This window comes from Aeromicrobium phoceense (assembly GCF_013868155.1).
In the GTDB taxonomy this organism is placed as follows: Bacteria; Actinomycetota; Actinomycetes; order Propionibacteriales; family Nocardioidaceae; genus Aeromicrobium; species Aeromicrobium phoceense.
Map to the genome: position 1 here is coordinate 460,777 of NZ_JACEOG010000001.1, position 23,281 is coordinate 484,057.

27 protein-coding genes are annotated in these 23,281 nt (G+C 72.9%); 12 read left to right on the plus strand and 15 right to left on the minus strand.

Annotated elements, in window-relative coordinates; genetic code table 11:
• On the minus strand, positions 1–333 hold the full coding sequence (locus H1W00_RS02225) for an STAS domain-containing protein (RefSeq protein ID WP_181756133.1): 333 nt from the start codon (positions 331–333) through the stop codon (positions 1–3).
• Between the two features lie 85 nt (positions 334–418).
• Here H1W00_RS02225 and H1W00_RS02230 point away from each other — a divergent pair, with 85 nt between their 5' ends.
• On the plus strand, positions 419–2,710 hold the full coding sequence (locus H1W00_RS02230) for a DEAD/DEAH box helicase (protein ID WP_181753253.1): 2,292 nt from the start codon (positions 419–421) through the stop codon (positions 2,708–2,710).
• 90 nt (positions 2,711–2,800) lie between these two features.
• Positions 2,801–4,540, plus strand: coding sequence for a BCCT family transporter (locus H1W00_RS02235; RefSeq protein ID WP_181753255.1), 1,740 nt, complete (start codon positions 2,801–2,803; stop codon positions 4,538–4,540).
• 24 nt (positions 4,541–4,564) lie between these two features.
• On the opposite strand, the gene H1W00_RS02240 is transcribed toward H1W00_RS02235, so the two are convergent.
• From H1W00_RS02240 to ssd, 8 genes are all read right to left on the minus strand, one after another.
• Positions 4,565–4,915, minus strand: a complete 351-nt coding sequence (locus tag H1W00_RS02240) for an Rv3654c family TadE-like protein (protein WP_181753256.1) — start codon at positions 4,913–4,915, stop codon at positions 4,565–4,567.
• Positions 4,912–5,247 (minus strand): TadE family type IV pilus minor pilin, encoded by a 336-nt coding sequence (locus tag H1W00_RS02245; RefSeq protein ID WP_181753258.1) that lies wholly within the window; start codon positions 5,245–5,247, stop codon positions 4,912–4,914. Before H1W00_RS02245 ends, H1W00_RS02240 begins: the two co-directional genes overlap by 4 nt.
• A complete protein-coding gene (locus H1W00_RS02250) occupies positions 5,244–5,453 on the minus strand; it encodes a DUF4244 domain-containing protein (protein ID WP_181753260.1) in 210 nt (69 codons plus the stop codon). Before H1W00_RS02250 ends, H1W00_RS02245 begins: the two co-directional genes overlap by 4 nt.
• Before the next feature lie 59 nt (positions 5,454–5,512).
• Positions 5,513–5,707: a DUF4244 domain-containing protein gene (locus tag H1W00_RS02255; protein ID WP_181753262.1), complete on the minus strand. Its 195-nt coding sequence runs from the start codon at positions 5,705–5,707 to the stop codon at positions 5,513–5,515.
• Between the two features lie 117 nt (positions 5,708–5,824).
• The gene (locus H1W00_RS02260; protein WP_181753264.1) at positions 5,825–6,502 is read right to left on the minus strand and encodes a type II secretion system F family protein; all 678 of its coding nucleotides are present in this window, start codon (positions 6,500–6,502) and stop codon (positions 5,825–5,827) included.
• 8 nt (positions 6,503–6,510) lie between these two features.
• A complete protein-coding gene (locus H1W00_RS02265; protein ID WP_181753266.1) occupies positions 6,511–7,299 on the minus strand; it encodes a type II secretion system F family protein in 789 nt (262 codons plus the stop codon).
• Positions 7,296–8,414, minus strand: a complete 1,119-nt coding sequence (locus H1W00_RS02270) for a TadA family conjugal transfer-associated ATPase (RefSeq protein WP_338072800.1) — start codon at positions 8,412–8,414, stop codon at positions 7,296–7,298. Before H1W00_RS02270 ends, H1W00_RS02265 begins: the two co-directional genes overlap by 4 nt.
• A complete protein-coding gene (ssd, locus tag H1W00_RS16235) occupies positions 8,411–9,448 on the minus strand; it encodes a septum site-determining protein Ssd (RefSeq protein ID WP_206679953.1) in 1,038 nt (345 codons plus the stop codon). Before ssd ends, H1W00_RS02270 begins: the two co-directional genes overlap by 4 nt.
• A 131-nt stretch (positions 9,449–9,579) precedes the next feature.
• On the opposite strand from ssd, the gene H1W00_RS02275 reads away from it, so the two are divergent.
• Positions 9,580–10,395: an HAD family hydrolase gene (locus H1W00_RS02275; RefSeq protein WP_181753270.1), complete on the plus strand. Its 816-nt coding sequence runs from the start codon at positions 9,580–9,582 to the stop codon at positions 10,393–10,395.
• A 266-nt stretch (positions 10,396–10,661) separates the two neighbouring features.
• Here H1W00_RS02275 and H1W00_RS02280 read toward each other — a convergent pair whose 3' ends face one another.
• Positions 10,662–11,378 carry a Fic family protein gene (locus H1W00_RS02280; protein ID WP_181753273.1) on the minus strand — a complete coding sequence of 239 codons (717 nt, stop codon included), beginning with the start codon at positions 11,376–11,378 and terminating at the stop codon, positions 10,662–10,664.
• Positions 11,379–11,438: 60 nt separating this feature from the next.
• Between H1W00_RS02280 and H1W00_RS02285 the strand changes: the two genes are divergently transcribed.
• The 3 genes from H1W00_RS02285 to H1W00_RS02295 are packed head-to-tail and all read left to right on the plus strand — an operon-like array spanning position 11,439 to position 14,752.
• Complete coding sequence (locus H1W00_RS02285; protein WP_181753274.1) at positions 11,439–12,119, plus strand: methyltransferase domain-containing protein; 681 nt, start codon at positions 11,439–11,441, stop codon at positions 12,117–12,119.
• A 1-nt stretch (position 12,120) separates the two neighbouring features.
• Entirely contained in the window at positions 12,121–13,260 is a 1,140-nt protein-coding gene (locus H1W00_RS02290; protein WP_313601263.1) for a sensor histidine kinase, read from the plus strand.
• 19 nt (positions 13,261–13,279) lie between these two features.
• Positions 13,280–14,752, plus strand: a complete 1,473-nt coding sequence (locus tag H1W00_RS02295) for a GuaB1 family IMP dehydrogenase-related protein (RefSeq protein ID WP_181753276.1) — start codon at positions 13,280–13,282, stop codon at positions 14,750–14,752.
• Between the two features lie 22 nt (positions 14,753–14,774).
• Here the strand turns inward: H1W00_RS02295 and H1W00_RS02300 are convergent, their stop codons facing one another.
• Positions 14,775–15,986, minus strand: a complete 1,212-nt coding sequence (locus H1W00_RS02300; protein WP_181753278.1) for a hypothetical protein — start codon at positions 15,984–15,986, stop codon at positions 14,775–14,777.
• A gap of 84 nt (positions 15,987–16,070) precedes the next feature.
• Entirely contained in the window at positions 16,071–16,553 is a 483-nt protein-coding gene (locus H1W00_RS02305) for a TetR/AcrR family transcriptional regulator (protein WP_181753280.1), read from the minus strand.
• 59 nt (positions 16,554–16,612) lie between these two features.
• On the opposite strand from H1W00_RS02305, the gene H1W00_RS02310 reads away from it, so the two are divergent.
• From H1W00_RS02310 to H1W00_RS02335, 6 genes are all read left to right on the plus strand, one after another.
• Complete coding sequence (locus tag H1W00_RS02310; RefSeq protein ID WP_181753282.1) at positions 16,613–17,206, plus strand: biotin transporter BioY; 594 nt, start codon at positions 16,613–16,615, stop codon at positions 17,204–17,206.
• Entirely contained in the window at positions 17,203–17,865 is a 663-nt protein-coding gene (locus H1W00_RS02315) for an ATP-binding cassette domain-containing protein (protein WP_181753284.1), read from the plus strand. Before H1W00_RS02310 ends, H1W00_RS02315 begins: the two co-directional genes overlap by 4 nt.
• Complete coding sequence (locus H1W00_RS02320) at positions 17,862–18,467, plus strand: energy-coupling factor transporter transmembrane component T family protein (protein WP_338072801.1); 606 nt, start codon at positions 17,862–17,864, stop codon at positions 18,465–18,467. Before H1W00_RS02315 ends, H1W00_RS02320 begins: the two co-directional genes overlap by 4 nt.
• A gap of 66 nt (positions 18,468–18,533) precedes the next feature.
• Positions 18,534–19,271, plus strand: coding sequence for a LytR/AlgR family response regulator transcription factor (locus tag H1W00_RS02325; protein ID WP_181753285.1), 738 nt, complete (start codon positions 18,534–18,536; stop codon positions 19,269–19,271).
• On the plus strand, positions 19,268–19,660 hold the full coding sequence (locus H1W00_RS02330; RefSeq protein WP_181753287.1) for a DUF485 domain-containing protein: 393 nt from the start codon (positions 19,268–19,270) through the stop codon (positions 19,658–19,660). Before H1W00_RS02325 ends, H1W00_RS02330 begins: the two co-directional genes overlap by 4 nt.
• Positions 19,657–21,162, plus strand: a complete 1,506-nt coding sequence (locus tag H1W00_RS02335; protein ID WP_181753289.1) for a sodium/solute symporter — start codon at positions 19,657–19,659, stop codon at positions 21,160–21,162. Before H1W00_RS02330 ends, H1W00_RS02335 begins: the two co-directional genes overlap by 4 nt.
• A 1-nt stretch (position 21,163) precedes the next feature.
• On the opposite strand, the gene H1W00_RS02340 is transcribed toward H1W00_RS02335, so the two are convergent.
• Genes H1W00_RS02340 through H1W00_RS02350 form a run of 3 tightly spaced genes read right to left on the minus strand, consistent with a single transcriptional unit; the run spans position 21,164 to position 23,248 of the window.
• Positions 21,164–21,670 (minus strand): WhiB family transcriptional regulator, encoded by a 507-nt coding sequence (locus tag H1W00_RS02340; RefSeq protein ID WP_181753291.1) that lies wholly within the window; start codon positions 21,668–21,670, stop codon positions 21,164–21,166.
• 59 nt (positions 21,671–21,729) lie between these two features.
• A complete protein-coding gene (locus H1W00_RS02345) occupies positions 21,730–22,230 on the minus strand; it encodes a bacterial proteasome activator family protein (protein ID WP_181753293.1) in 501 nt (166 codons plus the stop codon).
• A 43-nt stretch (positions 22,231–22,273) separates the two neighbouring features.
• Entirely contained in the window at positions 22,274–23,248 is a 975-nt protein-coding gene (locus H1W00_RS02350; protein WP_181753294.1) for an NAD(P)H-quinone oxidoreductase, read from the minus strand.
• Positions 23,249–23,281 lie beyond the last annotated feature (33 nt).

Consider the following 23,281-nt stretch of genomic DNA (forward strand, 5'->3'; position numbering starts at 1 on the left):
TCAGGAGACCAGCTCGTCCATCGAGGTGTGCAGACCGAAGACCTTGTCCAGGCCGGTGATCGCGAAGATGCGCAGCAGTCGCTCGCTGGTGCAGATGATGTCGAGCGAGCCATGGTCGGCGCGCACGCGCTTCAGCGCTCCGACGAGCACGCCGAGGCCGGTCGAGTCGAGGAACGCGACGTTCTCGATGTCGATGACCAACCGGGTGTGTCCGTCGTCGATCGCTCCGACGACGACTTCGCGGAGGCGCGGCGCGGTGTAGACATCGATCTCCCCCGCGACCTCGACCACGTGGAACGGAGGCGACTCCCGTTCGGTGAGAGTGAGATCCATGTTCGAATTCAATCATCCGGACCCGCTTCTCCCCAGTCGAATGCACGCGCCGGGCCTGTCAGGTGCGTGCGGGAGACTTCTTCCCATGCCCCTGCACCCCGTTCTCGCCCGCCATGCGGAGCGGCTCGTGCACGTGCAGCACCACCCCGCGGTGGAGCCCGTCGTCGAGCCGTGGCCCGACTGGATCGACCCCGAGGTGCGCGAGCTGTTCGCCGCCGAGGGCGCCGACGTGCTGTGGGGGCACCAGGCCGAGGCCCTCGCGGCCCTGCACGACCGGCGCCACGTCGTGGTCTCCACCGGCACGGCCTCGGGCAAGTCGCTCGTCTACCAGGCGGCGGCGCTACAGGCCCTGCGCGAGGGTCGTGGCGGCTCCGGGCTCGCTGGCGCCCGGCGGCCGTCGGTGCTCTACCTCGCGCCCACCAAGGCGCTCGCGGCCGACCAGCTGCGCCGCCTCCCCACGGGCGTGCCGGGCTTGCGGCCCGCCACGGTGGACGGCGACAACAGCCGCGAGGAGCGTGTCTGGGCGCGTGACCACGCGAACTGGGTGCTGGCCAATCCCGACATCCTGCACCGGACGATCCTGCCCCAGCACGACCGCTGGGCACGCCTGCTGGCCGGTCTTCGGGTGGTCGTGATCGACGAGTGCCACCACTACCGCGGGGTGTTCGGAGCGCACGTCGCCCTGATCCTGCGCCGCCTCCGACGGATCTGCCGGCACTACGGCGCCGACCCGCTGTTCGTGCTGTCCTCGGCCACGGTCGCCGAGCCGGCGGCGTCGGCCGAGCGGCTCATCGGCGCTCCGGTCACCGCCGTCACCGAGGACGCCTCGCCCCACGCCGCGCGCACCGTGGCGTTCTGGCAGCCGCCGCTGCAGGCGGCGCGCGACGACGGCGTGGAGGTGCGCCGGTCCGCGGGCTCGGAGGCCGCCGACCTGCTGACCGACTTCGTCGTCGGGGGCACCCGCACGCTCGTGTTCGTGCGCTCGCGCCGCGGCGCCGAGCAGCTGGCGATGACCACGTCGCGGGCGCTGGCCGAGGTCGAGCCCGAGCTCGCGGGACGGGTGGCCACCTACCGCGGCGGCTACCTCCCGGAGGAGCGGCGCGAGCTGGAGGGCCGCCTGCGCTCGGGCGACCTGCTCGGCCTGGCCAGCACCAACGCCCTCGAGCTCGGCATCGACATCGCCGGGCTGGACGCCGTCGTCACGGTCGGCTTCCCCGGCACCCGGGCGGCCCTGTGGCAGCAGTGGGGCCGCGCCGGTCGCGCCGGCGTCGACTCGGTGGGCGTCATGATCGCCCGCGACGACCCGCTCGACTCGTTTCTCGTGCACCATCCCGAGGCAGTCCTCGGCGCGCCGGTCGAGGCCACCGTGTTCGACCCCGAGAACCCCTACGTGCTCGGCCCGCACCTCGCGGCCGCCGCGCAGGAGCTGCCGCTCACCGAGGCCGACTTCGGCCCCTTCGGGCCGCGCGCCGCCGAGGGGGTCGCCGCGCTCGAGGCCGCCGGGATGCTGCGCCGCCGCGCCGCCGGATGGTTCTGGACCAGCCGCGAGCGGGCCGTCGACCTGGCCGACATCCGCTCCGCCGGCGGGCACCCCGTGCAGATCGTCGAGGGCAGCACCGGGCGACTCGTCGGCACGGTGGACGCCGGGTCCGCCGACGCCGAGGTGCACGAGGGGGCGATCTACGTGCACCGCGGTGAGGACCACCTCGTGGAGTCCTACGACCCCGACCAGGGAGCCGCCGTCGTCCGGCGCGCCGACGTCCACCACACCACGAGCGCGCGCAGCTCGACGGCCGTGACGGTCATCGAGGAGCGCCGCCGGGTGGAGTGGGGCCCGGCCACCGTGGCCTTCGGTGACGTCGAGGTGGCCAGCCAGGTGATCGGCTACCAGATCCGCGACCGCAGCACGGGCCGCGTGATCGGCGAGGAGCCCCTCGACCTGCCCGAGCGGACCCTGCCCACCGCGGCCGTGTGGTGGACGCTCGATCCCGACCTCGCCGGCGGGCTGATGGATCCCGAGCTGCTGCCCGGTGCGGCGCACGCCGCGGAACACGCCGCGATCGGCATCCTGCCCCTGCTGGCCACCTGCGACCGCTGGGACATCGGCGGGCTGTCGACGGCCTACCACCCCGACACGGGGCGCCTCACGGTGTTCGTCCACGACGGCCATCGCGGCGGTGCCGGGTTCGCCGAACGAGGGTACGAGCAGATGGCCGCCTGGCTGCGGATGACCCGTCAGACCATCGCCGACTGCCCCTGCCGCGACGGGTGTCCGTCGTGCGTCGTGTCGCCCAAGTGCGGCAACGGGAACCACCCGCTCGACAAGGCCGGAGCGGTCCTGCTGCTCGACGCCGTGCTGTCGTCCGCACCCGCCTGAACGGCGAGCGCGATTGGCTCTTCTTGGCCTCGGATGCAAGGGTTGACAGGTTTGCACCCCATCCTTTCCGACCATGAGAGGTAGTTACTGATGCCCACCGGCAACGACCGAACATCCACCGACATCTTCGAGCCGGAGGTGGAACACCGACCAGAATCAGCGCTCGACCGCGTCGTCTTCGGCGTCGCTGCGGCACTCGCCCTGGTCGTCGTGCTGTGGGGCATCCTCGACCAGGCCGCACTCGGTGAACGTGCCTCGCAGGCCCAGTCCTGGGTGATCGAGTACACCGGTTGGCTGTTCGTCCTGTCGACCACCGGCTTCGTCGTGTTCGCGATCTGGCTCGCCGCCAGCCGCTACGGCAAGATCCCGCTCGGCCAGGACGGCGAGCGTCCGGAGTTCCGGACCACCTCGTGGATCGCGATGATGTTCAGCGCGGGCATGGGCATTGGCCTGATGTTCTGGGGCGTCGCCGAGCCGCTGACGTTCTACCTCTCCCCGCCGCCGGACACGGCCACGGCCGGCTCCGACGCCGCCGTCCAGGTGGCGATGTCGCAGACCCTGTTCCACTGGACGCTTCACCCGTGGGCCGTCTATGCGGTCGTGGGCCTGGCGATCGGCTACGGCACGTTCCGCCTCGGTCGCCCGCAGTTGATCTCCGCCGCGTTCACCCGCGTGCTGGGTCGCCGCCAGACCGAGGGCCCGATCGGCAAGGCCATCGACATCATGGCCATCTTCGCCACGCTGTTCGGCTCGGCCGCCTCCCTGGGCCTGGGCGCCCTGCAGATCGGGGCAGGCATCGAGCACAACGGCTGGGTCGAGTCCGTCGGCGAGACGCTCGTCGTCTCGATCATCGTGGTGCTGACGATCCTGTTCATCCTCTCGGCCGTCTCGGGCGTCGCCAAGGGGATCCAGTGGCTGTCGAACATCAACATGGTGCTCGCGCTCGTCCTGGCGGCCTTCGTCTTCATCGCCGGCCCCACGCTGACGATGCTCAACCTCATCCCGACGTCGATCGCCGACTACGTGGCCTTCCTGCCCGAGATGGCCGGTCGCACCAACGCCAGCGGTGGCGACGACGTGGCCGACTGGCTCGGCGCGTGGACGATCTTCTACTGGGCCTGGTGGGTCTCGTGGACCCCCTTCGTCGGCATGTTCATCGCTCGCATCAGCCGCGGCCGCACCATCCGCCAGTTCGTCACCGGCGTCCTGCTGGTGCCGAGCATGGTCAGCCTCATCTGGTTCGCCATCTTCGGCGGCGCGGGCATCAGCGAGGCCGACGCCATCTCCGGCGGCGAGTCGTCGGTGAACTCCAACTACGCGCTGTTCGACCTGTTGCAGCAGTACCCGATCCCGGCGATCACCACGGTGCTCGTGATGATCCTCGTGGGCATCTTCTTCGTGTCGGGCGCTGACGCGGCGTCGCTGGTGATGGGCACCCTGTCGCAGCGCGGCTCGATCCACCCGTCGACGTGGACCGTCGTCTTCTGGGGTTCGCTGACCGGCGCCGTGGCGGCCATCATGCTGCTCATCGGCGATCCCGGCGACCCTGTGGCTCTGCAGGGCCTCCAGGCGCTGACCATCGTGGCGGCGCTGCCGTTCCTGCTGGTGATGGTCCTGCTGTGCGTGTCGCTCTACCGCGACCTGCGCCTCGATCCGATCATCCTGCGCGAGGACCTGGGTCAGACCCTCGTGGAGGATGCCGTCCTGGCCGGCGTCGAGCAGCACGGTGAGGACTTCGCCCTCGTGTTCGAGGAGACGACTCCCACAGAGGACGACGCGAACGAGCTCGACGCGGCCGAGCTCGACGCCACCGAGGACGCCCGGAGTTAGTCCTGCCTCCCGCCCCCGCCGGCCTCACTCGAGGTACCAGGCGGGGGCGGCGCGGGCCCGCTGGTCGGACATCCAGCGCCCGATCGACCAGCGCGGGCCCTCGGCTCGTGCGGTGACCGTGGCGACGTCGGCGTCCATCCGGCACGCCCGCAACCGCGCGCCGTTCTCGGCCGCCACCGAGCGGGCGGCCTCGCAGGGCTCCTCCCCCTCGACGCTGGCACGCGACGCGGCGAGTGCCGACAGGTCGGCGGCCGCTGCGGCTCGTTGCCGCAACGAGACGGCCAGCGCCACCTGCAGGCACGTGAACGCCACGAGGGTCAGCAGCGCGACGACGGCGAGGGCCTGCACCGTCGCCGAGCCACGTTCGGGCCTCACTCGACGACCGCCACGGATCGGCCCTCCAGGTCGAGTCGGACCCGCGGCACGAGCGGCAGTCGTGCCCGGTACCTCACGGTGACGCCGGCCCGGCCGTCCTCGACCGAGACGCGTACCCGCGAGCCGGGCACGGCCTGCTCGACCGCCCTGCGGGCCTCGTCGACCGGCTGGCCGCGAGCGATGAGGCGCGCCGCCTCACGCGAGGCGTCGGACACCAGAATCTGGGTGACACCCAGCGAGACGACCCAGACCAGCACGAAGGCCACCAGCACGACGAACGGCAGCACGACCACCGTCTCGGCGGTGACCATGCCGCGCTCGGTGCGCCTCACCACGGCCATGGGACGAGATCGGGCAGGGGCGAGGCGAGGGCTCGCGTGAGCTGCTCGGCGACGAACGAGCGCGCCCACCGGCCGACGACCGCCTCGGGGCCGCCCAGGATGACGCCCGCGATCGTGACGGCGCCGAGGGCGCCCACGGCGAACTCGGCCGTCACCTGGCCTTGCTCGTCCGTGGCGGTGCGGTGAAGACGGTGCATGTCCCTCCTCCGGGGTGGGGTGGCCGCGGCACCCGCGCGGGGTGCCGCGGCCACGGGGGTCAGAACGGCAGCAGGTCGGGGATCCGGCTGATGAGGTCCTGGACCAGCTCGCCGAACCACTCGGACTGGCCGACCTTCACCAGGACGCCACCGATCGTGCAGGCGCCCAGCGTTCCGACGGCGTACTCGGACGTGCTCATGCCCCGCTCGTCGGCTCGGTCGACGTGGCGGCGCAGGGCAGTGATCAACTTCATGGGTGTCCTTCCAACGGATGATGTGACACCCGAAGATGGGCTGCTGCTGCCCGGAAGTGCGGTGGCCGCGGCGGGCTGGGGACAAGCCCGATGGCGTGGGCTCCGCATGGGGACAACTCAGAAGCGGACCGAGCCGAGGACCGCGAGCACCGTCGGCGCCACACCGACCAGGACGAACGCCGGCAGCAGGCACAGCCCCATCGGCAGGGTGGTGCGGACCCCGACCCGTCCCACCGCCTCGCGCCGCTGCGCGCGATCGGCACGCCGGAGGTCCTCGGCGGCGTCGCGGATCAGCGGGACGACGGCGGCTCCGGAAGCCTCCGCCCGCGCGAACGCGCGCCCGACCGGCTCGAGGACGTCGCCGTCGAGTGATCTCCACGCCGTCGCCGGGTCCGCCGCCAGCCGCACACGGTGGGCGAGTGCAGTCAGCTCGTGACCCACGGGACCGGGCGTTTGGGTCGCGACCGCGATGACGGCCTCGTGCGGCGACCGGCCCGCCGCGAGCACCGCCGCCACCAGGTCGAGCGCCAGCGGGGCTCCCCGGATGAGCAGGACCCTGCGCCGCGTCTCGCCCACGGACTCCCAGCGCCCCACGTGCCGGTGCACGAGGGGCGCGGCGGCGACACCGGCCAGCAGCCCGATGCTCCCGAAGACCATCCATCCGGCCAGCGGGACGCAGGCCGCGACGAGCACGGCGCGGTCGAGCCGCCGCGGAGGTGCGTCACGGCGAAGTCGTCGACGGCGCCGCCGCGCCGGTCCGGGCACCACGAGCAGCAGCGCGCACGCGACCAGCATGCCCGCGATCATCCGCCGGCCTCGAGACGGTCGGCGATCCGCTCGATCCACAGCACCCCGGCGACCGCGAAGGCGACACCGAGCGCGACGCAGAGTGCCCCGGCGGTCGTGGTGGTGACGACCCGCAACGGGTCGACCCCGAGTCCGGTACCCAGGCCGAGCCCCAGGGGCGGCATCGCGATCACCAGCAGGGCGGTCGCGCGCGCCGGGGCGACACCGGTGGAGAGCTCGCGGTCGAGCTCATGCTCTTCCCGCGCCGCCTCGCGCACGCGCTCGAGCGTGTCGGCGAGCGGCACACCGCACGCCTGCGACACCGCCCAGGCCTGGCCGAGCGACCCGAGCGAGCCAGCACCCGGGCGGCGACCGACCTCCACCAGGGCGGCCGCCACATCGCCTCCGGTCATCGCCGCCATCGCAGCGGGACGCAGGATCGGCGCCTCGCCCTCGAGCCGCTGCACGGCCGTCGCCGGCGGGATTCCGCTGCGGAGCTCGCCGACGAGCCCGTCGATCACCAGCTGGCACTCGTCCCGGACGGCGAGGCGGGCGAGGCGCGCTCGCGACCTGGCGTACCGGACGCCAGCGGCCACGGCCACCGCCATGCCGGTCCAGGCAAGGATCGTGGGCGCCGGCGGGAGGGTGGACAGGCTGAGCGCCGAGCCGAGGCCCGCCAGTGCGAGGAACGATCGCGGACCGGGCCGTCGTCGCGCGCCCCGTTCCGTCCGCAGCCGCACCCACGCCCACGGCGGCCGCCAGACCAGCACCGCCGCCACCGCCAGCAGCGCACCGACCTCCCTCACGGGTCGACGGGCCGGCCACGGTGGACCCGCAGCCGGGGTCGCACGAGCAACCGGCCGCGCTGGTCGGTGCCGAGGTCGGCCAGCGCGGCGACCTCGCGCCGCCCGTCGGCGTGGCGGGCGACGTGGACGACGGCGTCGAGGCCGGCGGCGACCTGGGCGTGGACCGCGTCGCGAGTGAGCCCGGCCGCGATGCCGAGCGCCTCCATCCGGGCCGGGACGTCGTCGGGTGCGTTCGCGTGCACCGTGCCACAGCCACCCTCGTGACCGGTGTTGAGCGCCGCCAGGAGGTCGACGACCTCGGCGCCGCGCACCTCGCCCACCACGATGCGGTCCGGGCGCATGCGCAGCGCCTGGCGGACGAGATCGCGGAGCCCGACGGTGCCCGCACCCTCGACGTTCGGCGGCCGGGCGACGAGCCCGACGACGTGCGGGTGGCGCGGCCGCAGCTCGTCGGAGTCCTCGACCACCACGATCCGCTGCTCGACCGGCACCAGCCCGAGGAGGGCCGCGAGGACCGTGGTCTTCCCGGTCCCCGTGCCGCCCGTGACAAGGAAGCTGCGGCGCGTGGCGACCAGGTCACGCAGGGCGTCGGCCATCGGCGGCGCGACGGACCCGCCCACTTCCAGCTCGGCGAGGGTCATCGCTGCCCGGGGTGGCACGCGCAGTGAGATCACGGTGCCCGTGCGCGCCACCGGCGACAGCACGGCGTGCAACCGGGTGCCGTCGCCGAGACGGCCGTCGACCCACGGCGAGGCGTCGTCGAGCCGGCGTCCGGCGGTGGCCGCGAGCCGCTGGGCCAGCCGGCGCACCGTGGGCTCGTCGGCGAAGGTGACGTCGGGCCGCAGCACCAGGCCGTCGCCCGCATCGACGTAGACCCCGTCAGCACCGTTCACGAGGACGTCGGTGACACCCGGCAGGTCAAGCAACGGTTGCAGCACCCCGGCGCCCAGCACCTCGCTGCGGAGCTGCTCGACGATCGCGAGCACCGTGGTGGTTCCCCACAGCTGGTCCTCGGCACGCAACGCCTCGGCCACCGAGTGCGGTGTGGGCTCGGCGCCCGACGCGGCCAGCCGTCGGCGGACCCGTTCGACCACCTCGGCACGGACCCCGCTCACCGCAGCCCGACCGTGTCGAGCACCCGGCGCGCCGCACCCACCACGGTGCGGGCGTGCATCGGGCCGAGGCCGTGCTCGAGGTCGGCCGCCAGCCTTCGTGAGGTGCCGAGGTCGGCCAGCACCGGCAGACCCAGCTCCTTGCCGACGGCAGCCGCCGGCATCCCCGAGGGCGCCGGCCGGGTGACGATCGCGACCGCACCCGACCATGACGCGAGCCTGTCGACCAGGGCCCGCGCCGCCACCAGGCCTCGGAGCCGTCGTGGCACGACGACCACCGTGAGCACCGAGCGCGACACCAGCTCGCGACCGAGGTCGTCCAGGTGGCGGGGCACGTCGGCGACCACGACGTCGAACCCTCGCATCGCGGCGCTGATCACCGGTGCGCTGCCGTGGACCGGTCGACCGGCCCGGCCGAACGACACGAGCGCGAGGCCTCGGTGGACGGGCAGGTTCTCGACGAGCTCGGCCGCGCCCACGTGGCCCACCGCCCCGTCGAGGTCGTTCCAGCGTGACCCGTCGACGGCCTCGGCGCCCGTGACGAGATCGAGCCCGCCTCCCATCGGGTCGCCGTCGACGAGCACCGGCCTCAGGTCGCGCCGCGCCGCCAGACCGGCGGTGGCCGCGGCCAGCGTGGACGCGCCGACCCCACCGCACGCCCCGACCACCGCTATCGCGCACGCCTCCCCCGAGCCGTCGAGCGCGCGCACCAGAGCCCCCACGATCGCGGCGTCCTCGTGGTCGGCCAGCACGTCGCGCGCGCCCAGGTCGAGGGCAGGACGCCACGCCTCGCGCGGGTCCTCGGCGACGACCACCACCTCGTCACGTCGCGGCAGGTCCACGGCCAGCAACGCCTCGAGACTGCGCGCGTCGACGAGCACGGCGGATGCAGACCGCCACGCGCGGCGGACGTCCTGCGCTGCCTCCAGGGTCTCGGGCTCGCGCCCGGCGGCGGCGCACCAGCGCCGCGCACTCTCCGCGAAGGACTCGTCATGGGTGACCACCAGGGGTGCGGCGGCGAGTTCGCGTATGTCCATCACCCCACCCTCGTGGGCCGCCGGGTGGAGCGGGAGGGGTCGCGCCGGGCCTGTGGACGGTGCGACGAGTGTGACGCAGGCTGTGGACGAATGCCCGCATCCTGCGGGTGCGAGCGCCTACGCTGGGGCACATGGCGACTCCCGCGGGACGTCCCGCCGCGTTCTTCGACCTCGACAAGACCATCATCGCGAGGTCCAGCACGCTTGCCTTCAGCAAGTCCCTCTTCGCCGAGGGACTGCTCAGCCGGCGCGCGGTCCTGCGCAGCGCCTACGCCCAGCTCGTCTTCAGCACCGGCGGTGCCGACCACGACATGCTGGAGCGGATGCGCGACGAGATCAGCGCGATGGTCACCGGCTGGGACGCGGTCACGGTGCGCCAGATCGTTCGCGAGGCCCTGCACGACGTGATCGAGCCGCTGGTCTACTCCGAGGCGCTCGACCTCATCGAGGAGCACCGCGAGGCGGGCCACGACGTCATCATCGTCTCGGCGTCCGGGTCCGAGATGGTCGAGCCCATCGCCGAGATGCTGGGCGCCACGCACGCGATCGCCACCCGGCTCGAGGAGGTCGACGGCCGCTACTCGGGCAAGGTCCTGCACTACTCGTACGGGCCCAACAAGGTCACCGCGATGCGCGAGCTCGCCGCCACCCAGGGCTACGACCTCGACCACAGCTTCGGCTACTCCGACTCCGAGACCGACATCCCGATGCTGGAGGCGGTCGGCCATCCCTTCGCCGTGAATCCGGACAAGGGACTGCGCCGCCGCGCCGTCGAGGAGGGCTGGCCGATCCTGACCTTCGAGCGGCCCACGGCGCTGCGCTCGCGCCTCGTCCCCGAGACCACCACGGGCAAGGCGATGGCACTCGGCGGGATCGCGGCCTCCGCCTCGCTGCTGGCCCTCGGGATCACGGCGGCGATCCGTCGCCGCCCGCGCGAAGCCCTGTGATCCGACGTCACCGTGCGCCGAAGTCCCTTGTGATTCAGGTCACAGTGAGGCACGCTGGAGGCAGAATTCCAGAGCAGTCCGCAGCAAGGTACCCACGCGGCGATCTCCCTTCCACAGGGCAATCGCAGACGGGACACCCGCCGTCGTTCACGATGCCGGCCCCGAGGCGATGATTGACGAAGGCACGCTTGGTAGCCGAGATGCGGACTTTCACGACGGCGTCGGGCCAGCCCCGACGCCGTCGTCCTGTGCCCGGCTCCAGAGCCTCAGCGCGAGGCGAGCGGAGAGGCCTCGGCACCGCGCGTGAACGCCTCCGCGGCGTAGAGCAGCCAGCGGTGGACGCCCGCCTCCTCGGCCCCGTAGGCCTCCAGCGCCGCGAAGTAGTCGGGGGCCGCAGCCACGTGACCGGCCTCCGGCACGGTGACCGACGCGGGATCCACCCCGCGCGCGAGCATCACGAGCCGCTCTGCCGCACGCGCCACCACGCCGTTGTGCGAGACGAACGCGCCCGCGGAGGCGATCTCGGCGTGCACGAGCGCGGCCACCACGAGGGCCGGCGCCTCGGTCTTCGCGCCCAGCAGCGAGGCCAGCTGGGTCAGCCGCGCCGTCCCGGCCGGGTTCACCGGACGGCCGAGGTCGTCGTCGGGCACCGAGCCGGCGGCCGCGAGGGCGTGCATCCGGGCCATCGCCTGCACCGGCGAGCGCTGCCACGTGGGCAGCAGGCCGAGCAGCTCGGTGGACAGCCGCACCGCCGCTCGGGCCGTGGCGTCGCCCCCGCCGGAAGCGAGCTCGTCGAGCTCGCACTCGCTGCCCTCCAGCGTGGCCGTGGCCCAGGCGCCGATCAGCAGCGATCGCGCCGTGTCGTCGGGCGTGCTGCGGCGCAGGCCACGGTCGCGCAGGACGGCGTCCATCCCGTCGCGGGCGGCGCGGAACGCCGACGGAACGCCCTCGAGGGACGCGGCTGCGATGAACGGATCTGACACGCAGGCAGCGTACCCAGCACGCCTCCGGGCGCCGGGCGTGACCGGCGGTAGCCTCGGAACGTGGACGTCATCCCCGCAGCGCGCGCGGCCAAGTGGATGGTGGGCGACCGCCTCTCCACGGTGCTGCACCTCGGCGACGGCGGCCTGGCCTACGAGCTCGCCGAGCAGGGCCACGACGTCACCGTCCTGGGCGACGACGTCGAGCAGGTCCGCAACCCCGACCTGTCGTACATCCGCTCCGGCGGCGACCGGCTGCCCCTGCGCTCGAACACCTTCGACGTCGTGATCACCCCGTTCTTCGAGGAGTCGCCCTCCGCGCTGGCCGAGTACGCGCGGGTGCTGGTCCCCGGCGGGCTGCTCTCGAGCATGAGCCGGCGCTACGACGACTCCATCCCCTGGATGCGCCGCCTGCGGGCGATCACGGGCGACCCCGACGCCCCCGAGCCGGCCGTCGACACGTTCTCGGCGTCGGGGCTGTTCGGTCCCCCCGAGGTCGAGGTCTTCAACGCCTGGGAGGAGCTCGACCTGGCCCACCTGCTGCGCTTCGCCGAGCAGACCCGCCGCGCGACCGTGCCCGAGTCGGCCCTCGGCGCGGTGCACGACCTGTGGCGCGAGTACGCGTCGGGCGCCGCGAAGCTGCGTCTGCGGCACGAGACCCGGTGCGTCCGCGCCGTCGTGGACAAGTCCGCGCTGGCCGGCGAGCCGGATCCGCCGGACGCGATCCTGCTCTCCCTGGACTGACGTGAGCCCCCTCGACCTCGCGATCGCGGTGGCGGTCGTCGCCGTGCTGGCCGGTCTGGCCCTGCTCACGCGGTGGGTGCTGCTGAGCCGTCGCCGCAGCCTCGGGTCGGCGGAGGACCGAGCCACCTACGAGACCCTCCACACGGCGGCCCTCGCCGCGCCCGCGCTGCGATCGGGGCTCGACGCCGAGAGCGTCGGCCGGGCCCTGCCGCACCTGCGCCAGCTGATCGGCTCGCCGACGGTGGGCATCACCGACACCCACGGGCCGCTCGGCTGGGCCGGTCGCGACGAGACCGAGCACACCGCCCACCTCGTCGCCGTGGCGCTGGAGCACGGGCGCACGCAGGCGTCGAACCGCGTCATCGTCGCTCCGCTGTCGGTGGAGGGCAGGGTCGTCGGCAGCATCGTGGTGGTCGACGACAGCGCCTCGGCGGGCCTCGCCCGCACCACCACCGAGGTGGCCGGCTGGGTCTCCAGCCAGCTGGAGCTGGCCGAGCTGTCCGCCTCGCGCACGGCGCTGATGGAGGCCGAGCTGCGGGCGCTCCGGGCGCAGATCTCGCCCCACTTCATCTACAACTCGCTCGGCGCGATCGCCTCCTTCGTGCGCACCGATCCCGAGCGGGCCCGCGAGCTGCTGCTGGAGTTCGCCGACTTCACCCGGTACTCGTTCCGCCAGCACGGCGACTACACGACCCTCGCCGAGGAGCTGCGGTCGATCGAGCGCTACCTCGTGCTGGAGAAGGCGCGGTTCGGCGACCGCCTGCGCGTGATCACCCGCGTGGCCCCGGAGGTGCTCAGCCTCACCGTCCCCTTCCTCACGGTGCAGCCGCTGGTTGAGAACGCGGTGCGTCACGGGCTCGAGCGCAAGCCGGGCCCCGGGACGCTGACGGTGATCGCCGAGGACGCCGGCACGGAGTGCCTCATCTCGATCGAGGACGACGGCGTGGGCTCGGACCCCGAGACCGTGCGTGCCGCCCTGGCGGGACGCACGAGCTCGCCGTCGGTGGGACTGGCGAACGTGGACGAGCGGCTGCGTACGGTCTACGGGAACGACCACGGGCTCGTGGTGGAGACGGCGCCCGGGATGGGCACGAAGGTCACGCTGCGGATCCCGAAGTTCACCCCGACCACGGTGGACTGACGATCCGTAGACTTGACCGGTGAGGTTTCTCAACGATCTGCAGCCCAGCCACGACCTGACGTACAACGACGTCTTCATGGTCCCCGGACGGTCCGACGTGGCATCGCGCTTCGACGTCGACCTGTCCACCGCCGACGGCACCGGCGCCACCCTGCCGCTCGTGGTGGCCAACATGACCGCCGTCTCCGGCCGACGCATGGCCGAGACCGTCGCCCGCCGCGGCGGCATCGCGATCCTGCCGCAGGACATCCCGCTCGACATCGTGGCCGACACGGTCGCCCGCGTGAAGGCGGCCCACACCGTCTTCGACACCCCCGTCGTGCTGACCCCGAACATGACCGTCGGCGAGGCGCTGAGCCTCGTGCCGAAGCGCGCCCACGGCGGCGCCGTCGTGGTCGAGTCGCTGAGCGGTCCCGAGCTGAAGGTCGTCGGCGTCTTCACGCCGCACCAGGCCCACGAGATCGACCGCTTCGCGCAGGTGCGCGAGGTCATGCTGACCGACCCGTTCGTGCTGCAGTCCGACGGCGACGTGCGCGAGATGTTCAACCTGCTGTCCGAGCAGCACGTCCCGTTCGCCCCCGTGGTCGATGGTGGTGCGCTCGTGGGCGTGCTCACGCGCAAGGGCGCGCTGCGCTCGACGATCTACACCCCGGCCACCGACCCCGACGGCCGTCTGGTCGTCGGCGGGGCGATCGGGATCAACGGCGACGTGCGCGGCAAGGCGCAGGCTCTCGTCGAGGTGGGCATCGACGTGCTCGTCGTCGACACCGCCCACGGCCACCAGGCCAAGATGTTCGACGCGCTGCCGCTCGTGCGCGAGGTCCGCGACGCCCACGAGGCAGCCACGGGCCGCCGACTGCCGATCGCGGCGGGCAACGTGGTCTCGGCCGAGGGCGCACGCGACCTCGTCGCCGCCGGCGCCGACATCGTCAAGGTCGGCGTGGGTCCCGGCGCGATGTGCACGACCAGGATGGCCACCGGCGTCGGCCGGCCCCAGTTCTCGGCCGTGCTCGAGTGCGCCGCTGCGGCCACCGAGCTCGGCGCGCACGTGTGGGCCGACGGCGGCGTCCGCTGGCCGCGCGACGTCGCGCTGGCGCTCGCAGCCGGCGCGGGCAGCGTCATGATCGGCTCGTGGTTCGCCGGCACGCACGAGAGCCCCGGCGACCTGAAGTTCGGGGCCGACGGCCGCGAGTACAAGGAGTCCTTCGGCATGGCCTCGTCGCGCGCGGTGGCGAACCGCACGCGCGACGCCGCCGGCTTCGAGCGCGCCCGGATGGCGCTGTTCGAGGAGGGCATCTCGACCTCGCGGATGTTCCTCGATCCCGAGGCCCCCGGCGTCGAGGACCTGATCGACCAGATCACCGCGGGCGTGCGCTCGTCGTTCACCTACGCCGGCGCCCGGACCCTGCCCGAGTTCGCCGACCGCGCCATCGTCGGCCTGCAGTCCAGCGCCGGCTACGACGAGGGCCGCCCCCTGCACGCCTCCTGGTGAGGATGCAGGGGCGCGGCCCCGGTCAGTGCGCGCCGGCCGAGACGATCTCGTTCGGCACGCCCGGCAGCTCGACGCTCCGTGCGACCCGGCCCGCGGCGAGGTCGATCTCGTGCACCGTCGAGGCGCCCGGCTCGGTCACCCACGCGGTGTCCCCGTCGACGGCGAGCGTCGGGCGGGGACGCTGCCAGTCGAGCGGCTCCTTCCACGGGTCGATCACCACGATCCGGTCGGTGACCTTCCCCGTCCCGGGATCGATCACGTGCAGGGCGCCGTCCGTGCCGAGCACGAGCGCCTCCCCCGCCGGGCCACGGCCGAGCGACCGGAACGTGTAGCTCGCGCCCAGGTCGACCAGGCGCAGCTTGCGGCTCTCCGTGTCGATCAGGCTGATCCGCTCGGGACGCTCGAGCTCGGCGTCCGCGTCCACCTTGTAGTCGCCGAGGACCACGGGTGAGGCGGGGCTGCCGGCCTGGTTGCCGATCCGGCCGTACGCGTCGGGGCTGGAGATCTTGGTGATCGTCCCGTGGTCGACCACGACCACGCCGTCCTCGCAGCCGACCACGGCGCGGCCGTCCGCGGCGGTCGCCTCGCCGTGGACGCCCGGGCAGTCGTCGGTGCGCGCCAGCTCACTGCCGTCGATTCCCTCGCGCAGGACGACCGTCGAGCGGCTGTCCGCCGTGCCCTCGGTGTGCATGAGGTCGCCGCCCAGGTTCACGGCGACACCGTGGTGCGGCTCGGGCGTCTCGCTGGTCTCGAGGACCTTGGTCGGATCCTCGGAGTCGAGCACCCGGATCGAGCCGTCGCCGTCCCCGAAGAGCACCGTCCGGCCGTCGCTGACCGTGACGTGGCCGGGCTCGTCGGCGTCGTACGTCTCGCCGTAGCTGGGGTCCCCCGTGACGCGGTGGTGCGCGTGGTCACCGTGCGCCTCGGCCTCGACGCCCGTGTCGAGCAGGCGGAACCCGTCCTCGGTCGAGACGAACACGTGCTGCCCGTCACCGGCCGCGTTCACGCGGGTGAAGCCCTCTGCCGGGAGCGCTGCCACGGACTCGAGGCTGTCGCGCTCGAGCACGAGCACCTCGTCCTCGGTCGTCACCACGAGGCGCGGTCCGGAGACCTCCCGGCCCTCGTGCTCGTCCGCCTCCTCCGGGCTGCCGGATCCGGACTCACCGCACGCGGCCAGCACCGAGCCCGCCACCAGCACCGCCAGGGCGAGGCGCCCCTGTCGCCATCTCGTCATCGTCGCTCCTTGTTGGGAATGAATGTCATTCCCATTAGAACACGACGGTACGGCCCGCCACCGAGAGGGCAGCGGGACGAGAGGTCAGCGCAGGATGAGGTCGAGCCCGCGGGCGAACGAGGCGTCCAGGTCGGGATCCTCGGCGAGGATGCCGATCTGCGCGGCCTGGCGGTGCATCTGGGTGGCCTGGGTGTGCCCGAACACGTAGAGCAGCAGGGTGCGCGCAAGGTCCGGTGTCGTGAGCTCCGCCAACTCGTTCTCGATGCGCGAGTCGCCGAGCCGGAAGGCCGAGGCGGTGGCCACCACGTCGGCCCCGTCACGCACGGCCAGCATCGCCTCGCGGAGGGCGTGGGCCGCCTTCGCGGCATCGTCGCCGACCTCGACCCCGGCGACGATCCGGTCGGCCATCAGGGCCAGCAGCGTCTGCTTGTCCGGGACGTGGTGGTAGAGCGCACTGGGCTGCACCCCGAGCTCGCTCGCGACGCGTCGCATCGAGCAGAACTCGAGGCCGTAGGCGTCGAGCACGCGCAGGGCGCCGGAGACCACGTCGTCACGGGTGTTGGCCATGACGCCACTCTATCGGCTAGCCTGAACACCGTTCAGGTGAACACCGTTCAGGAGACGACATGACCACGACCACCAGCACCCGCCGCCGCCTCACCGGCACCGACCTCGCGCTCATCGCGGCCTTCGCGGCACTCATCGCCGCGTGCGCGCTGCTTCCAGCGATCAACGTGGGTGCCGGCATCGTGCCGATCACCCTGCAGACGTTCGCCGTCCTGCTCTCCGGCGCCGTGCTGGGCGCCAAGCGCGGCTTCCTCGCGGTCCTGCTCTACCTGGCCATGGGTGCGGCCGGCCTTCCGGTCTTCTCGGGCGGCGCCGCGGGCCTGGCCGTGTTCGCCGGCCCCACGATGGGCTACCTGATCGGCTTCCCCTTCGCCGCCGCGCTGTGCGGCTTCATCGTCGAGCGGCTGCCCCGCGACAAGGTCGCGACGAGCATCCCGCTGATCTTCCTCGCGGGCCTCTTCTCCAGCGCCGTCCTGATCCACACCCTGGGCATCCTGGGCCTGGTCTGGCGCGCCGACATGAGCCTGGCCGCCGCGGTCAAGGTCGACATCGTGTTCTGGCCCGGCGACGTCATCAAGAACCTCGCCATGGCCACGGTCGCGACCGCCGTGCACCGCGCGTTCCCCGACCTGCTCCCCGCACGCCGTAAGTGATCGAGCTCGTCGAGGCAGCCGTCGAGGGGCGGCTGGAGCCGACCTCGGTCCGGCTGACGGAGCGACGGGTCGCGATCATCGGCTCGAACGGCTCCGGCAAGTCCACCCTCGCCCGGCTCGTCAACGGGCTCGTCGAGCCGACGAGCGGGCGCGTGGTGCTCGACGGCCTCGACACACGGCGCGACGGGCGCGAGGTCCGCCGCCGCGTCGGCTTCGTCTTCACCGACCCGGCCGCCCAGCTGGTCATGCCGACCGTGGCCGAGGACGTGGCGCTCTCCCTGCGCAAGCAGCACCGCGACAAGGCCGAGCGCGAGCGGGCAGTCACGGCGGTGCTCGAGCGCTTCGGACTGGCCAACCTCGCGCTGCGCAGCGTGCACGCGCTCTCGGGCGGCCAGCGCCAGCTGCTCGCGATCGCCACCGTCCTGGCGACCGACCCCGACGTCCTGGTGGCGGACGAGCCGACCACCCTCCTGGACCTGGCGAACACCCGCCGCGTCGGCGAGGTGCTGCTGGGCCTGCCGCAGCAGCTCGTGCTGGTGACCCACGACCTCGACCTCGCCGCGCAGTGCGATCGGGCCCTCGTCGTGCACGAGAGTCGGGTGGCGTTCGACGGCCCGGCCCCGACGGCGGTCGACCACTACCGGGCGCTCGTGTCGTGAGCACGCCACTGGGGATGTACCAGCCGGGGACCTCGCCGCTCCACCGCCTGTCCCCCGGGCCCAAGCTGGTCGGGCTGTTCCTGCTCGCGATCGCCGTGCTGGTCGCCAAGGGACCGTGGACGGGCGTGGGGTTCGTCGTGCTGGCGCTCGCGCTGGCAGCCCTCGGGAGCCTCTCGCCGAGCTCGGTCCTGCGGGCGTTGCGCCCCTTCGTCATCGTGGCGGTCCTGCTGCTGACCTTCAACGCCTGGCAGAACGGGTGGCCGCGCGCCGTCGAGGTCGTCGCCGACCTGACGGCGCTGATACTGGCCGCCACCGTGCTGACCGCCACCACGGCCGTCAACGACCTGCTGGACACCATCGTGCGCTCGCTGGGGCCCTTCCGGCGCTTCGGCGTCGACCCCGACCGCGTGGGCCTCACGTTCTCCCTCATGCTGCGCGCGCTCCCCGGCACGATCGAGCTGGCGGCCGAGACCCGCGACGCGGCCCGGGCCCGCGGCCTCGAACGGAGCATCCGGGCCCGCACGATCCCGCTCGTCCTGCGCGTGGTCGCCCGTGCCCGCGACACCGGCGACGCCCTGCACGCCCGCGGAGTGCTCGACTGACCGTCCGGTCTCCCCGGCGCGACGCCGAGCAGACCGACGAGGCGCAGAGTGACTAGGCTCACTCCCATGGCGCGCGCACTGCGGACGCTGGTGGTCGACGACGAGCAACCGGTGCTGGACGAGTTGGTCTGGCTGCTCGGCCGCGACGACCGGATCGGCACGATCGACACGGCCCGGTCCGGGACCGAGGCCCTGCGCCGACTCGACGCCGGCGACATCGACTTGCTGTTCCTCGACATCGCGATGCCCGGTCTCACGGGGATCGACATCGCTCGGCTGCTCGGCCGGTTCAAGTCGCCGCCGCAGATCATCTTCGTCACGGCGCACGACGCCCACGCCGTGGAGGCGTTCGACCTCAACGCCGTCGACTACCTCCTCAAGCCGATCCGCGAGGAGCGCCTGCGCGAGAGCGTGCGCCGTGCCGTGGCCGACTCCGACTCCGCGGGCACCGACTCCGACGACACGATCGCGGTCGAGCTGGCCGGCGTCACCCGCTTCGTCTCGCGCTCCAAGGTGACCCATGCCGAGGCCCAGGGCGACTACGTGCGGCTGCACACGCTGGACGGCGCGAGCCACCTCATCCGCACGCCGCTGACCTCGCTCGCCGAGGACTGGGCCGACGCCGGCTTCCTGCGCATCCACCGCAGCATCGCGGTGAACCGCGCGCACATTCTCGAGGTCCGGATGTCCTCGGGCCGCGCCAGCGTCGTGGTCCCGGCGGCCGGAGGCACCACCACCGAGCTGCAGGTCGCCCGGCGCCACACCCGCGCCCTGCGTGAGCTGATCGGCGAGCACACGCCGTGACCGAGGAGCCGCGGGAGTCCGGCCGGGTCCGGATCACCAGCCCCCTCTCGAGCGCCCCCGCGCACGTGCGCAGCACGGTGGGCCAGGAGATCGACGAGGCCACCGGCGTCGGCGAGGTCTACATGCAGTCGCTCATCCGCTCGCAGCTGCGCGCGGCCGCGACCGTGACCATCACGCTGCTGCTCACCGTCGTGAGCCTGCCGCTGGTCTTCTCGTGGGTCCCGGGTCTCAACGACAGCCGTGTCCTGGGCATCCCGGTGCCGTGGCTCGTGCTCGGCGGCGGCGTCCACGCGGGGCTGATCCTGCTCGGCTGGCTCTACGTGCGCCACGTCGAGCGCGTCGAGCGGCTCTTCGCCCTGCTGGTCGAACCGGGCGACACCCTGCCATGAGCCCCACCTGGGGAATCGTCGCGGTCACGCTCGTGTCGATCGCCACCCTCGCGATCGGCGCGTTCGGCCTGCGGATCAGCCGCACCACGAGCGACTTCTACGTCGCGTCACGCTCGGTCTCCCCCGCGCTGAACGGCTCGGCGATCAGCGGCGAGTACCTCTCGGCGGCCTCGTACCTGGGGATCGCCGGACTCGTGCTGGTCAACGGCGCGGACATGCTCTGGTACTCCATCGGCTGGACCTCGGGCTACCTGCTGCTGCTGGTGTTCGTGGCGGCCCCGCTGCGCCGCTCGGGGGCCTACACGATCCCCGACTTCGCCCAGGTGCGCCTGCAGTCGGTGGCGGTGCGGCGGGTCTCGACCGCCCTCGTCGTGGCGGTCGGCTGGCTCTACCTGCTCCCGCAGTTCCAGGGCGCCGGACTGACCCTGGAGGCCGTCCTGGACGCCCCGCGCTGGGTCGGCACCGTGCTGGTGGCCGTGATCGTGACGCTCAACGTTGTCCTGGGCGGCATGCGCTCGATCACCTTCGTCCAGGCGTTCCAGTACTGGCTGAAGCTGACCGCCCTCCTGATCCCGCTGATGTTCCTGCTGCTGGCGTGGTCGCGCGACGGGCGCCCGGCGGCGCAGGCGTCCAGCGACTGGTGGATCCCGCTCGGCGACGCCAACCCCCAGACCATGTACTCGACCTACGCCGTGATCGTGGCGACCTTCCTCGGCACGATGGGGCTGCCCCACGTGGTGGTGCGCTACTACACCAACCCCGACGGGCACGCGGCGCGCCGGACCACCCTCATCGTGCTCGGCCTGGTCTCGGTCTTCTACCTGCTGCCGACCTTCTACGGCGTCCTCGGACGCGTCTACGCGACCGACCTGATCGACTCCGGTCGCGCCGACACGGTGGCGCTCGAGCTGCCGAGCCGCCTCATCGAGGGCACGGCCGGCGAGGCGCTGACGGCCCTGGTGACGGCCGGGGCCTTCGCAGCCTTCCTCTCCACCTCGTCGGGCGTGACGATGGCCATGGCCGGCGTGGTCGGGCAGGGCCTGAGCAACCACGCGCCGTGGCGGGGGCGGCTCTCCTCGATCGCCGCGCTGCGGATCGCGGCGGCGGCCTGCGTGGCGGTGCCCCTGCTGCTGGCGTTCGTCGCCGAGCCGATCCCGGTGGCCAGCTCGGTGGTGTTCGCGTTCGCGCTGGCGGCCTCGACCTTCTGCCCTCTGCTCGTGCTGGGGATCTGGTGGCGCGGCCTCACGTCCGCCGGCGCCATCGCGGGCCTGATCGGCGGCGGGATCTGCGCCGGCGCGGCCCCGTTCGTCACGCTCGCGCTCGACGTGGAGGGCTGGTGGGGCACGCTCATGAGCCAGCCGGCGGTCTGGTCGGTGCCCGTGGGCTTCGGGCTGATGGTGGGCGTCTCGCTGGCCACCCGGGCGCGGGTGCCGGCGAACGTCGGCCGCACGATGGTGCGCCTGCACACGCCGGAGCGGGTGCAGGTGGACCGCCGGTTCTGATTCAGACGCTGCGCGAGGTGTCGAGCCGGTCGAACGCGTCGAGCACGTCGCCGACCGAGGGCTTCTCGATCGTGGTAACCACGGCCGCGCGACCCTCGCGCTCCTGGCGGAGGTGCCGCTTGACAGTGGAGGTCGAGCAGCCCAGGCGCTGGGCCAGCTCGCGGCAGGTCTCGTCGGGATGGGCCTTGCGGGCGCCGATCACCTCGGCGTGGTCGACCGGGCCTCCTCCGACACGTGCCGTGCCGTAGGGGCTGGAGTCGAACCGCACCTCGATGCCGAGCTCGCGCCGCATCGTGCGGCGCTCGGCCTCACTGGTGCACGCGACGAAGCCCAGGACGTCGACGTCGACCACCGAGCGGTACAGGCAGTCGGCGAGGACGTCGCAGCCCGCACAGCGGCGGTGGGCCGCGGCTCGCTTCGAGAGGTAGTCACGCCATTGCTCGACGGTGACGTCGCGCCGAGCCGGCGGGGACAAGAGGATCTCGTCCTGGTACATCTCCGGTGACATGGCACACGGTGGGAGTGTCGGCCTCATTGCCATCTCCGATCCCTGCAGGTGACCCCAGTCTAGAGGTACATTCCCCCCGTTTCGGAAGGTGTGACGCGTTCGGGCGTCGCACCGTCCTCGCCGGCACCTCCGGGGAGGGCGAGGCGCATGTTCTGCAGCTGGCTCTGGGCCTGCACCTGCTGGGCGTACAGCGCCGCCTGGATGCCGTGGAAGAGGCCCTCGAGCCAGCCCACCAGCTGGGCCTGGGCGACGCGCAGCTCGGCGTCGCTGGGGGCCTCGGCGTCGAACGGCAGGCTGAGCCGCTCGAGCTCGTCGACCAGCTCGGGCGCGAGGCCGTCCTTGAGCTCGTCGATCGACTGGTGGTGGATCTCGCGGAGGCGGGCGCGGCTGGCCTCGTCGAGGGGCGCCACCTTCACTTCCTCGAGGAGCTGGCGGATCATGCCGCCGATGCGCATCACCTTCGCCGGCTGCTCCACGAGGTCGGTCAGCGGCGTGCGCTCAGGCTCCGCGGAGGCGGGGACGGGCTGGCCCTGGGGGTCGATGATCCGGTCGTCGGTCATGCGCCCCAGCCTAGGCCGGGAGACCACGCAGCGCGGCCCGGCCTCAGGCCCTGACGTCGAGGACGACCTTGCCCACGTGCGACGACTCCTCGAGGATGCGGTGCGCGTCGGCCACCCGCGAGAGGGGCACCGCCTCGTGCACCACCGGCCCGAGCGTGCCGTCCTCGATGAGCGGCCAGACCTTCTCCACGAGCTCGGCCATGATGGCGGCCTTCTCCTCGACGGGCCGGAATCGCAACGACGTCGCCGCGACGCTGCCCTGCTTCGCCAGCAGCGCTCCGAGGTTCAGCTCCCCCTTGCGCCCGCCCTGCATCCCGATCACGACGATGCGTCCGCCGCGAGCGAGCGAGGCCACGTTCTGCGCCAGGTACTTGCCGCCGATGATGTCGAGCACGACGTCGACGCCACCGAGGTCCTGGCACGTCTCGACGAAGTCGTCCTCGCGGTAGTTCACGACCGCATCGGCACCGAGCCGGCGGACGATCTCCGCCTTCTCCTCGCTGCCGACCGTGGTGACCACGGTGGCCCCGAAGGCCTTGGCCAGCTGGATCGCCGTGGTGCCGATGCCGCTCGCGCCGCCGTGGACGAGCAGCTTCTCGCCCTCGCGCAGGCCGGCGAGCATGAAGACGTTGGACCAGACGGTCGCGTAGGTCTCGGCGATGGCCGCGGCCTCGATCAAGGAGGTCCCGGCGGGCACGGGCACCACCTGTCCGGCCGGCGCGACCACCCGTTCGGCGTAGCCGCCCCCGCTCAGCAGGACGCAGACCTCGTCGCCCGGGGTCAGGCCGGTGACGCCCTCGCCGAGCTCCTCGACGACGCCGGAGCACTCCAGCCCGAGGACGTCGGTGATGCCGGGAGGCGGCGGGTAGTGCCCCTGGCGCTGGAGCAGGTCGGCGCGGTTGACGCCGGCAGCGGCGACCCGCACCGCGACCTCGCCCGGGCCGGGCTCCGGATCGGGGAGGTCGGCGACGACGAGGCTGTCGGGGCCTCCGGGCTCTTCGACGATGACGGCTCGCATGTGCTCCACGGTAGTGACCGGCACACTGGACCT

Excerpts from the sequence above, each read along its gene's own strand:
- H1W00_RS02275 (WP_181753270.1), top strand. The coding sequence starts at position 9,580 with ATGGCGACTCCCGCGGGACGTCCCGCCGCGTTCTTCGACCTCGACAAG.
- H1W00_RS02250 (WP_181753260.1), bottom strand. The coding sequence starts at position 5,453 with ATGCACCGTCTTCACCGCACCGCCACGGACGAGCAAGGCCAGGTGACG.
- H1W00_RS02300 (WP_181753278.1), bottom strand. The coding sequence starts at position 15,986 with ATGACGAGATGGCGACAGGGGCGCCTCGCCCTGGCGGTGCTGGTGGCG.
- H1W00_RS02310 (WP_181753282.1), top strand. The coding sequence starts at position 16,613 with ATGACCACGACCACCAGCACCCGCCGCCGCCTCACCGGCACCGACCTC.
- H1W00_RS02340 (WP_181753291.1), bottom strand. The coding sequence starts at position 21,670 with ATGTCACCGGAGATGTACCAGGACGAGATCCTCTTGTCCCCGCCGGCT.
- H1W00_RS02345 (WP_181753293.1), bottom strand. The coding sequence starts at position 22,230 with ATGACCGACGACCGGATCATCGACCCCCAGGGCCAGCCCGTCCCCGCC.
- H1W00_RS02335 (WP_181753289.1), top strand. The coding sequence starts at position 19,657 with ATGAGCCCCACCTGGGGAATCGTCGCGGTCACGCTCGTGTCGATCGCC.
- H1W00_RS02225 (WP_181756133.1), bottom strand. The coding sequence starts at position 333 with ATGGATCTCACTCTCACCGAACGGGAGTCGCCTCCGTTCCACGTGGTC.
- H1W00_RS02325 (WP_181753285.1), top strand. The coding sequence starts at position 18,534 with ATGGCGCGCGCACTGCGGACGCTGGTGGTCGACGACGAGCAACCGGTG.
- H1W00_RS02230 (WP_181753253.1), top strand. The coding sequence starts at position 419 with ATGCCCCTGCACCCCGTTCTCGCCCGCCATGCGGAGCGGCTCGTGCAC.
- H1W00_RS02235 (WP_181753255.1), top strand. The coding sequence starts at position 2,801 with ATGCCCACCGGCAACGACCGAACATCCACCGACATCTTCGAGCCGGAG.
- H1W00_RS02305 (WP_181753280.1), bottom strand. The coding sequence starts at position 16,553 with ATGGCCAACACCCGTGACGACGTGGTCTCCGGCGCCCTGCGCGTGCTC.
- H1W00_RS02255 (WP_181753262.1), bottom strand. The coding sequence starts at position 5,707 with ATGAAGTTGATCACTGCCCTGCGCCGCCACGTCGACCGAGCCGACGAG.
- H1W00_RS02350 (WP_181753294.1), bottom strand. The coding sequence starts at position 23,248 with ATGCGAGCCGTCATCGTCGAAGAGCCCGGAGGCCCCGACAGCCTCGTC.
- ssd (WP_206679953.1), bottom strand. The coding sequence starts at position 9,448 with ATGGACATACGCGAACTCGCCGCCGCACCCCTGGTGGTCACCCATGAC.
- H1W00_RS02260 (WP_181753264.1), bottom strand. The coding sequence starts at position 6,502 with ATGCTGGTCGCGTGCGCGCTGCTGCTCGTGGTGCCCGGACCGGCGCGG.